The sequence below is a fragment of the Lishizhenia sp. genome, assembly GCF_057456495.1.
The window spans coordinates 1-11,616 of sequence record NZ_JBVCPV010000087.1 but is presented as its reverse complement, the minus strand read 5'-3'; the positions used below and the strand labels follow the sequence as shown (position 1 = coordinate 11,616).

General features: G+C 38.9%; 7 protein-coding genes, 1 tRNA gene and 1 pseudogene. 5 read left to right on the top strand and 4 right to left on the bottom strand.

The features are described from left to right. Both AC22ZQ_RS07830 and AC22ZQ_RS07825 read left to right on the top strand, forming a co-directional pair. On the top strand, window positions 1-1,258 hold a 1,258-nt coding region (locus AC22ZQ_RS07830; RefSeq protein ID WP_318958225.1), incomplete at its 5' end, for an SGNH/GDSL hydrolase family protein. 44 nt (window positions 1,259-1,302) lie between these two features. Next, the gene (locus tag AC22ZQ_RS07825) at window positions 1,303-1,617 is read left to right on the top strand and encodes a hypothetical protein (protein ID WP_318958224.1); all 315 of its coding nucleotides are present in this window, start codon (window positions 1,303-1,305) and stop codon (window positions 1,615-1,617) included. A 27-nt stretch (window positions 1,618-1,644) separates the two neighbouring features. Here AC22ZQ_RS07825 and rsmG read toward each other — a convergent pair whose 3' ends face one another. The 4 genes from rsmG to AC22ZQ_RS07805 form a co-directional block, all read right to left on the bottom strand. Next, a complete protein-coding gene (gene rsmG / locus AC22ZQ_RS07820) occupies window positions 1,645-2,277 on the bottom strand; it encodes a 16S rRNA (guanine(527)-N(7))-methyltransferase RsmG (protein WP_318958223.1) in 633 nt (210 codons plus the stop codon). 128 nt (window positions 2,278-2,405) lie between these two features. Continuing rightward, a tRNA-Thr gene (locus AC22ZQ_RS07815) sits at window positions 2,406-2,479 on the bottom strand. 443 nt (window positions 2,480-2,922) lie between these two features. Then, window positions 2,923-3,528, bottom strand: a complete 606-nt coding sequence (locus tag AC22ZQ_RS07810) for an RNA polymerase sigma factor (protein ID WP_318958222.1) — start codon at window positions 3,526-3,528, stop codon at window positions 2,923-2,925. After that, a complete protein-coding gene (locus tag AC22ZQ_RS07805; RefSeq protein ID WP_318958221.1) occupies window positions 3,519-4,652 on the bottom strand; it encodes a glycosyltransferase in 1,134 nt (377 codons plus the stop codon). Before AC22ZQ_RS07805 ends, AC22ZQ_RS07810 begins: the two co-directional genes overlap by 10 nt. A 79-nt stretch (window positions 4,653-4,731) precedes the next feature. Between AC22ZQ_RS07805 and tgt the strand changes: the two genes are divergently transcribed. The 3 genes and pseudogenes from tgt to AC22ZQ_RS07790 form a co-directional block, all read left to right on the top strand. Then, a complete protein-coding gene (gene tgt, locus AC22ZQ_RS07800) occupies window positions 4,732-5,862 on the top strand; it encodes a tRNA guanosine(34) transglycosylase Tgt (RefSeq protein WP_318958220.1) in 1,131 nt (376 codons plus the stop codon). Between the two features lies 1 nt (window position 5,863). Next, the gene (locus AC22ZQ_RS07795) at window positions 5,864-6,940 is read left to right on the top strand and encodes an LptF/LptG family permease (protein ID WP_318958219.1); all 1,077 of its coding nucleotides are present in this window, start codon (window positions 5,864-5,866) and stop codon (window positions 6,938-6,940) included. Window positions 6,941-7,434: 494 nt separating this feature from the next. Next, window positions 7,435-11,616 (top strand): annotated as a pseudogene (locus AC22ZQ_RS07790) (hypothetical protein); the annotation flags it as partial.

Below are 11,616 nucleotides of genomic sequence, written 5' to 3'. Positions count from 1 at the left end.
CAATGGGTTTTATTACCTAGGAGCCTTACAGGTCGAGTATGATTCGGACAGTGTATATCCACAAGAACTAGAGGTGTTAAGTCCGAATGGTGGAGAGTATTGGCAAGCTGGTAGACCAGTTGATATAAGGATGAGAAATACCGTGCAAGAGGATGTGGTTTTGTCATGTAGTTATGATGGTGGAACAAATTGGAGTACCATAGATACCTTAGTTCCATTTACTGCTGAATATGCATGGACAGTTCCCAATTCTCCTTCTCAGCAATGTGTTGTTAAAGCAGAGAGTCTGACCCAGTTTGATGAATCTGATAATTTGTTTGAAATCGCAGATACGGAAGATACCTGTAGAATTGTTGTGATAGGTTCGTCGACTGCTGCAGGTGCTGGATCGTCTGTGCAAGATAGTGCGTGGGTGTATCGATATAAACATGAGTTATACAGAAGGGATACTCGTTATGAGGTAGTGAATTTAGCAGTTGGTGGATACAATACTTTCAAGTTAATTCCGAGTGGAACATCTATACCTTCTGGGGTGAATCAAACGATAGATGTAAATAAGAATATTACGGCGGCTTTGGTTTTGAATCCCTCAGCAGTAATAGTAAACCTTCCGTCTAATGATGCTGCAAATAATTATGGAGTAGATATGCAGATGTATAACTTTGATTTAATGAATCAAGCAGCAATTCAACAAGGAGTACCTTTGTATGTTTGTACGACCCAGCCGCGAAATTTTTCAGATCCTGCTAAAATTCAAATTCAACTAGAGACACGAGATTCTATTCTGGAGGTGTATGGAAATTACGCGTTAGATTTTTGGACAGGTACTGCAGATACAAACTATCATATTTTGCCGCAATACAATTCGGGAGATGGTGTTCATTTAAATGATAAAGGGCACCGTGTATTGTTTGATGTAGTAATGAGTTCGGGGGTAGATCAGGAATGTCCTATGGACTACGTTGGATTAAAAGATGAAGCGTTAGATCAATCGCTGATCGTGTATCCTAACCCGTTTTCAATGGAGCTATATGTTCGGTCGCTTTCTGGAATAGAGGGGGTGGTTACATGGCGATTGACAGATTTGAATGGAAGCTTGGTATTACAAGGTCGCGATGTTTTAATGGATGGAAGTATTCAACTGCTTGAGTCTAAGAATGGACCGTTAAAAAGTGGGATGTATATTTTACATGTGGAAATAGCGTCGAAAGATAAAGGAGTTGAAACATATGCTTTTCCATTAATTAAAGTCGATTAAATATCTTATATTCACTTTTTTTAACACATTAACATAACAATCTTATGCTAGGACTACTACTTATTTATTTCATTGGAAAAAACTACATGAAGCTCGCTGAGCAATTTGCAAAATCGAAATGGTTGTTTGCCATTTTGGGTGTTATCAGCTATTATGTGGGGACATTTGCTGGAGGTTTTATAGTAGCCATTATTATGGCTTACACCAATCCGGAATTTTTAGATAATAGTTCTGATTATATCTGGTCGTTTATCGGATTACCTTTCGGTATTGGTTCAACGGTTGGTTTATATCATATATTAAAGCGTTCTTGGTCTAAGAACACGCAGCCAAATGTTGAAGTGATAGATCAATATTAATAGAAGTACTAAAACGAAGGTGGTGTATTAGTTCATACGAACGTACACCACTTTTTTTGTTTCAAAGAATTCACCTTCAAAGAAATCTGCTAGCTCAAAGTATTCAGTATGTCGTTTTACAGGTTTCATTTCTTCTCTTAAATCACCACCTTTTAAGTAGAACACGCCATTAGGATAGGCATTTTTGTCTTGTTTGTCGAATTTATTGGTAATCCATTGTAAGAATTTAGGCATAGCTGTAACGGCTCTTGAGATTACAAAGTCATATTTATCTTTGATTTGTTCGGCTCTTGAATGCGTAGCTTTTAGGTTGGTTAACCCGATAGCATCTGCCACCTCTTGAACTACTTTAATTTTCTTTCCGATAGAATCAACCAAATGGAATTCACAATCTGGGAAAAGAATAGCTAATGGAATACCTGGGAATCCTCCTCCACAACCTACATCAAGTAAGCGGGTTCCTTTTTTAAATTGAATAACCTTGGCAATCCCCAATGAATGCAATACGTGCCTTTCATAGAAATTATCTACATCTTTCCTTGAAATTACATTGATCTTCTCGTTCCATTCTTGATATAGATCTCCTAAAGCTGCGAATTGTTCGATTTGCTTTTGGGTTAACTCTGGGAAATACGATAAGATTAATTGCTCGTTGTTCATGCTTTGATTATTTGAGACGACAAAGATAGTCAATACAATTTGTACCCACGCAAAAATAGACCAAGTGATGTGCTTGATTTCTAAATTTTAAAAAGTAAAAAGGGATGTTTATTTGGGAAAGAAAAGAGAGCCGATGGAGGGACTCGAACCCCCGACCTGCTGATTACAAATCAGCTGCTCTAGCCAGCTGAGCTACATCGGCATCTAATCAATATTTCAAAATCTTTCTCCGATTGGATATGTGATTTTCGAGCGGCAAATATAAATAAAGAATACGGATTGAAAGCAAACTTTTTTGAAGATTTTTTAAAGAATTTTTCATTTTTATTTTAACTCTTTGAAAATCAATAATGAATGCTTCGATTTTTTTTCTTAATCCCAAATCCTTGCTTAAAGCGGTCTTGGCTTAGGGATGGCAGCGGTGGCCCAATCTCCAAGCTCCTTGGGGAGAGGACTATAGCGGAGAGCCCTTTTAAAGCTCCGATTTTGATTCAAAATTCAAAAAATACAGGGAATAAAAAAGGTCAGCACTTGGCCAACCTCTTTTGGTAAATCTATGTTTGGAAAATCTTTAAGTTATTCTATTTGCGAAAATTATTGGGACTCCATTCTTGATTCTCAACTCTTAATTCTGCATTCTTAACTCTATATGTGGTCCTTCTTTTCTTCCATCATGTTTGCCAAGAACTCTCTTGCTCTAAAAAGTTGAGCTTTTACTGTTCCTAAAGGAAGATCCATTTCTGTGGCTATTTCATCGTAAGATAACTCTTGGAAATAACGCTTTTCAATCAAGTCTCTATACCTTGGTTTTAATTTACGTACCACTTGACGCATCATTTTTACCTTCTGCTTTTTCATGATGACTTCCTCTGGGTCTAATCCTTCAGATTCGAAGTCCATTCCAACACTTTCACCATCTTGGTTACTGTAGGCATGGTCCATAGAAGTCACTTTTACGCGCTTTTTTCGGATGAAATCGATACAGTTGTTCGAAGCAATTTTGAACAACCATGTAGAAAATGCATAGCTTGGAGAGTACTGTTCTAATCGATTAAAGGCTTTACCGAAGGCTTCAATGGTAAGGTCTTCTGCATCGTCGTTGTTTTTAATCATCTTCAACAACATGTAGTAAACAGGCTCCCTGTATCTGTCCATGAGTTGGGCATAGGCATTCTGGTTTCCCTTTTTGGCCATCTCAACCAACTGTAAGTCAACTTGACCTTTTTCTGACAGATTATTTCCTACTTCCATGTTCTTGCGTTCGATTTTTCACTCGTGTAGTAGATGACCGGTGCTAAAATTGCATAAAAGACATCCCAAAGCGGGAAGGCCCAAGCAAAGGAGCGCTCGTTCAACTTACTTAAAATAGCACCTTGTACAATCCATTTAAGGGCAATTAAACTTCCAAAAATGATGAGCACAAGCCAATTCAGTTTAAAACTTAAGCACAAGATAAGGAAAGAAGTGTATAGCAAAAGGAGGGTAGTGGGATAGATTCCCAACATTAGTTTTTTGAAAACTCCATAATGTGCCGTGGTTGTGAAGTGTCTAGACTTTTGTCTGAACCAATTTTGCCATGAATTTTCTGCTGTTGAATACGCAAAAGCATCTTTATTGATGCAAATTGTATAGTTTTTCTTTTTAGCGGCACTTTGTACAAAAAGGTCATCATCACCAGAGGGGATTTGATAATGACTTTTAAACCCTTTGTTACTTTCGAACAAGGATTTTGTGTAAGCCAAATTTCTTCCCACGCCCATATACGGAACTCTTGCTTTGGCAAAACCAAGGTAGTTCATAGCAATCATGGAAGTGTCGAGGCGAATAATACGGTTGAGTAATCCTTTTTCCTTGTGGTAAGGACCGTAACCTAAAATCATACTTTCTTTTTCACCAAACTGCGCTGCAATATTCTTTAACCATTGGTTGGATGCAGGTTTGCAATCTGCATCTGTAAATAGAAGATGTTCGTATTTGGCCCCCTTTACACCTATAGTAAGCGGTAGTTTTTTACCGATGTTAAAGTGTTTGTTGGGTTCTAATTCAATAACGCGAAGGTTATCGAACTCCTTTTGGAAAGCTCTTAAAATGAATTTTGAGTTGTCTTTACTCTGATGATTAACAACAATTACCTCAAATTCTGGATAATCTTGAGCAAGTATGTGCGGCAAGTTATTGAATAGGTTATCCTCCTCATTGCGCGCAGCAATAATAATACTCAAAGGCTGATAGGCATTTGAAGGAGTTTTATCTTTATGTAGTAGTACACGTAAATAAATGAACAACACCCAAATAATTTGGATGAAGGCCATGGTGCAAAAGAACAGAAAAATGTAACTCCCCAGATCATAACCTAATTGGGGCATTAACTTCATACAGTAGTTTGTTTACAACAAAGATGATACAGATGTTTAAATACAATTATCTTTGTGCCGAATATTTTTCAACATATTTATGCACTTTACACTTCAAAAGAAAGACGAGAAAACCAAAGCAAGGGCGGGAGAACTCAAAACGGATCACGGAACTATACAGACTCCTATCTTTATGCCTGTGGGTACTGCTGGGACGGTTAAGGGTGTTCACCAACACGAGTTGGACAAAGAAATTAAAGCCCAAATCATCTTAGGTAATACTTACCATTTGTACTTGAAACCTGGTCTTGAAGTAATAGAAGGTGCAGGAGGTTTGCATAAGTTTAATGGATGGAACAAACCTATTTTGACGGATTCGGGAGGTTATCAAGTCTATTCTTTGTCAGGACAGCGCAAGATTAAAGAAGCTGGAGTAAAGTTTCAATCGCACCACGATGGGAGCTACCACTTTTTTACACCAGAGCGCGCCATAGATATACAACGTACAATTGGTGCGGATATCATTATGGCGTTTGATGAATGTACACCATATCCTTGTGATTATTCCTATGCCAAGAAAAGTATGCACATGACGCACCGTTGGTTGAAGCGTTGTTTTGAGCAGATGGACAGAACAGAGCCTAAATATGGTTATGAGCAAGCCTTATTCCCTATTGTTCAGGGAAGTGTTTATGAAGATTTAAGAGAGCGAAGTGCTGAGAAAATCGCTTCTTTTGATGCCGTTGGAAATGCTATAGGAGGTTTAAGTGTTGGAGAACCAGACGAAGAACTATACAAAGCAACCGATTTGGTGTGTGGTATTTTACCCGAGGAAAAACCGAGATATTTGATGGGGGTAGGTACACCCGTGAACATCCTTGAGTGTATAGCTATGGGAGTTGATATGTTTGATTGTGTAATGCCAACACGTAATGCACGACATGGAATGTTGTTTACCTCTGAAGGGATTATCAATATTAAAAATAAAAAGTGGGAAATGGATTTTTCTCCTTTGGATCCTAATGGAACAGCGACCGTGGATCAAGTGTACTCTAAATCTTACGTGCGTCATTTAATTCGTTCGAATGAATTTTTAGGATTCCAGATTGCCACAATACACAATTTAGCCTTTTATTTAGCGTTGGTTACCGAAGCTAGAACTAGAATTTTAGATGGAACTTTCAGTGAATGGAAGGATAGGATGGTTGTGAAATTGGCCAATCGCTTGTAATATGTTGAAAAAAATAGACAGATATATCATTAAAAAGTACTTGGTTACTTTCTTCTTTATGTTGGGAGTCATCATGATATTGTCTGTTGTTTTTGATCTGTCGGAAAGGTTGAGTGAATTCATTTCAAACAAGGCTCCGATTTCTGAAATACTCTTTGATTATTACCTCAATTTTGTATTGCACTACGGTAATTTATTTTCACCACTAATTATTTTCTTGAGCGTTATTTGGTTTACGGCAAGAATGGCGCAAGATTCGGAAATCATACCTATAATCAATAGTGGAAGACCGTTTAGAAGGTTGTTGAGACCTTATATGATTAGTGCGACGGTATTGATGATAATCTCTTTGTTGCTGAACCATTTAGTATTACCCATTGCCAATGAGAAAAGGTTGGCTTTTGAAGAAGGTTATTATAGAAATGCCCGCTATGTAAGCGACTATCACGCCCAGTTTCCAGGCAATAAAATAGTTTACTTTAAAAGTTATTATGGTGAGCAAAATAGTGCCAATGGATTCACTTTAGAACAGCGAGACGAGAAGAATGAGGTGGTAGCTATTTTAAGAGCAAAGAAGGCTACCAATGCAGATACGTCCAACTTATGGGTGTTTAGAGATTATTTTATCCGTAAAGTGGGGTATCCTAATGATTATATAGAGGAAGGAGCCAAATTAGATACAGTTTTACCCTTTTATCTTTCAGAAATGGCCCAGCGAGAGAGCGTTGTAATGACTATGGGCTTTCATGAAATTAAAGAATTTATTCAAAGTGAAAAGGATAAAGGATCACCCAATATTGCCGCTTATGAAATTGATTTTTATCAACGAACGAGCTTGCCCTTTGCTACCTATGTATTGACTCTCCTTGGATTAGCAGTGTCTACCGAAAAGAAAAGGGGAGGAATTGGGGTGAGTATCGCTATTGGGTTAGGTCTAACCTTTGTTTACATCTTCTGTATGCAGATTACCACTGTAGCTGCAGTAAATGTTGGGTTTCCAACCTTGTTAGCTGTTTGGACACCGAACATACTCTTTACTTTTATTGGTTTGTACATGTACCAAAAAGCACCTAAATAAGGAGGTGTAGATTATAGTACTTACTTCTATTCTCAACTAAAAAATCTATAGTATTTGTAGTAAGTAGCTTTCAAGAACCAATCATTAAAAATTTATTTTACGCCTTGTCTTTCGATAAATATGTTTACTTTTCGTGACGAAATACGTTTTAATTGTGTTGAAATGCACTTTTAACTTGAGTAAATAGGGAAATTTCAATTTGATCAACTAAAGAAAAACTTGCTCAAATTGTTGGGGTTCAAAATTTTACAAGAGGGTTGTAAGTGTTTTTTTTCCGTTAAACGAGAAAGAAATTAATTATTAACGTAAAAAACCTTTATCAGTATCAATGGACTAAAACAAAACAATAACTACATCAAGGGGGGGATACTTTATAAAAAATGATTCAAAAATAATTGGTATCCCGCCAGAAAAATTTTACCTACTACAAGCTTTTTAGAAAGTTAAATTTTACATCAAAACCTGTAATTAAAACTAAATTTAAAGTACAGGCAATGAAAAAAATCTTTGTTTTTTTACTACTCCTTCTTACAACGATGGGGTACAGTAAGATTCCTATAACCACCGCTTCCTCCGGGAAACATAATGCATTACTTTCGGAATCGACCTTAGTTAAAGGAAATGAAACATCTGCAACAATTAGTGCTTCTGCAGCTATTGGTGTTACAATTAATATTGATAATCCTATAAGCTGTAATGGAAGTGCAGATGGTCAATTAACAGCCACTCCTTCAGGAGGAACGGCGCCTTATACGTATCTATGGGATAACGGAGCGACAACAGCTTCAATTTCTGGATTGGTAGCAGGAACGTATCAAGTAGTTGTTACAGATGACCTTGGAGCTACGGCAAATGCCACAGTTACATTATCGAACCCAACTATTTTATTTCCTTTGGTGTCTGCAGCAACTAATGTAAGTTGTTTTGGTGGAGCTGATGGTTCAGCAACCGTTTCAGGATACGGGGGGACAGCTCCTTACTCTTACGCATGGAGCAATGGAGCTTCTGCAGGAACAGCATCAGGATTATCTGCGGGAATTTATAGTGTTACAATTACTGACGCAAATGGTTGTTCAACAAGTACAGCTGTGTTAATTACAGAACCAGCTCAATTGGTAGCAGATTTTAGTATTGATAATAATGTTACTTGTAATGGTAATGCGGACGGTCAGGCAACCATCACACCTACAGGAGGAACAGCCCCTTATACGTATTTATGGGGAGATGGATCTACTACTGCAACACTTTCTAACTTAGATGTTGGAACGTATTCTTTCACCGTTACAGATGATAATTCTTGTACGGCAACCAATACAGTAACCATTACAGAGCCAGCGGTTCTGGATGCAACGATTTCAACTTCTACAGATGCTTCTTGTAATGGAGCTTCCGATGGTAGTGCAACTGTTGTGGCTACAGGAGGGACAGCACCTTATACTTACCTTTGGGATAATGGGGCAACAACTGCTACAGCTTCTAGTTTAGCGGCAGGAACATATAATGTTACGATTACAGATGCAAATGCATGTACAGCCGCAACCTCAGTTACAATTACAGAACCAACCGTATTAGGAGTTACTACAGTGGTTGATTCTAATGTAAGTTGTTTTGGTGGTTCAGATGGAGGAGCTACGGCTACACCAACAGGAGGAACTACTCCTTACACATACTTATGGGATAATGGAGCAAACACAGCAAGTATCTCTGGAGTTACGGCTGGAACTTATACCGTTAATATTACAGATGCGAATGGATGTACCATTCAGGAAACGGCTACAGTTACTGAGCCAACAGCTTTGACTTCTTCTATTACTGCAACAACGAACGTGAGTTGTAACGGAGCTTCTGACGGAGCAGCAACAGTAACTGCAGCAGGAGGAACAGCACCTTATACTTATTTATGGGATAATGGTGAAACTACTGCTTCTATTTCTTCAATAGTAGTTGGTACATACAATGTAGTCGTTACAGATGCAAATGGATGTACTTCAACTGCATCAACAACAATTACTGGACCTGCAGTATTGGTAGGGACAACAGTTGTAGATGCTAATGTTTCTTGTAACGGAGCTTCTGATGGAGGAGCAACAGTTTCTGTAACAGGAGGAACAGCCCCTTATACTTATTTATGGGATACTGGAGCTACAACAGCATCAATTACAGGGTTGATTGCTGGTACATATAATGTGATTATTACTGACGCAAATTCTTGTACTGCAACAGCATCAGTTGTGATTACAGAACCAGCTGTATTAACAGCGGCAGCGGTAGTTGATGCAAATGTGAGTTGTAATGGAGGTGCGGATGCATCTGCGACAGCATCTGCAACAGGAGGAACAGCACCTTACACATATTTATGGGATAATGGAGCTACTACAGCTACAGCTTCTGGTTTGGTTGCAGGTACATATAATGTGACTGTTACCGATGCGAATGCTTGTACATCATCAGCTTCAATTACCATTACAGAACCAACGGCTTTATTAGCAGCTACAGTATTAGATGCAGACGTAAGTTGTAATGGTGGTTCTGATGGTGGAGCAACTGTAAATGCTTCTCAAGGAACAGCCCCTTATACTTATTTATGGGATAACGGAGCAACTACAGCTTCAATTTCAAACGTAGTAGCGGGAACGTACAATGTTATCGTAACAGACGCAAATGCTTGTACGGCTATGGCTTCAATAACAATTGCAGAGCCAACAGTACTTGTTGCCTCAACAGTGGTAGATGCAAATGTTTCTTGTAATGGAAACGCTGACGGTGAGTTAACAGCATCTGCAACAGGAGGAACAGCACCTTATACTTACGCATGGGATAATGGTGAAACTACAGCAAATATTACAGGACTCGTAGCGGGAACTTATACAGTTACCATCACAGATGCTAACAATTGTACTGCTACTTCAACAGTAACAGTTACAGAACCTGTTGCATTAGGAGTAACGGCAGCGGTAGATGCAAATGCTACATGTAATGGAGCATCAGATGGTGGAGCTACTGCTTCAGTTACAGGAGGTACTGCACCTTATACTTATCTATGGGATAATGGAGCTACGACTGCTTCAATTACAGGTGTAGTTGCTGGAACTTACAATGTTGAAGTTACAGACGCAAATGGATGTATTGAAACAACGACGGTTACTATTACTGAACCAGCATTGTTAGTAGGAACAACTACAGTAGATGCTTCAATAAGTTGTAATGGAGCTTCAGATGGTGGGGCTACTGTTTCTGCAACGGGAGGAACAGCACCGTATTCTTACTTATGGGATAACGGAGCAACTACAGCAACTATAGCAGGAATGCCTGCAGGAACTTATAATGTAGACATCACTGATGCGAATGGGTGTACAGCAACTACTTCAGTTACTATTACTGAACCAGCTGTATTAACAGCATCTGTAACAGTGAACAATGATGTATTGTGTTTCGGTGCTGCAAATGGTTCTGCTACGGCGGTGGCTACTGGAGGTACTGCACCATATACATATGCTTGGGATAACGGAGCTAATACAGAAACAGTTTCTGTTTTCGCAGCCGGTACTTATAATGTTATTATTACGGATGCAAACGGTTGTTCGGCGACAAGCTCAGTGACAATCAATGAACCTGCAATTTTAATTGCTCAAACAGTTTTAGATGCTAATGTTAGTTGTAACGGTGCATCAAATGGAGGGGCAACAGTTTCTGCAACAGGAGGAACTGCACCTTACACTTACCTTTGGGATAATGGTGAAACTACAGCTTCTGCGGTAGCTTTAGATGCAGGTATTCACTCTGTAGTGCTTACGGATGCAAATGGATGTACAGCGAATGCTTCAATTTCTTTAACAGAACCAACAGCCTTAACGGTGACTGCAGTTCTAGATAATGATGCAAGTTGTCCTTCTGCAACAGATGGAGGCGCAACAGCAACAGCTTCAGGTGGTGTTTCACCTTACACTTTCTCATGGGATAGTGGAGCAGCTACAGCTTCTACAACAACTGCAATTGCAGGAACAAATACAGTTACAGTTACAGATGCAAACGGATGTACAGCAACGGCGACAGTTACAGTGAACGCTGTTAACCCAACAGACGATGCTACATTTAGTTTTACTGCAGCTTCTTACTGTGCTGATGCAGGAAACGTTTCTCCAACCATCACAGGATTGGCAGGAGGAGCCTTTACAGCAACTGCAGGGTTGGTGATTAACCCTATTTCAGGAACGATAGATGCCAATGCTACTCCAGCGGGTACATACACTGTAACTTATACAACTAATGGACCTTGTCCTAATTCAACATCAGTTGATGTAACAATTAATGCAATGGAGGATGCAAGCTTTAGTTATGCGTTGCCTTTAACTTGTTTAGATGATGTTAACCCACTTCCTACAATTACTGGAAATACAGGGGGTACGTTTAGTTCAACGACAGGAATAGCATTAGACGCTGCAACTGGAGAAATAGATTTACAAAACTCTATGGCCGGAACTTATACCATAACTTATACAACAAATGGTACTTGTTCTTCATCAGCGACTTATTTGATGGCACTTGTAGCTCCAGATACTGCTGACTTCACATATGGTCAAACAGATTTCTGTTTATACGATGCAAACCCAACAGTTACTTTTAACGGTACTTTAGGGGGGACATTTACTTGTCCATCATCTGATTTAGCTGTAGAT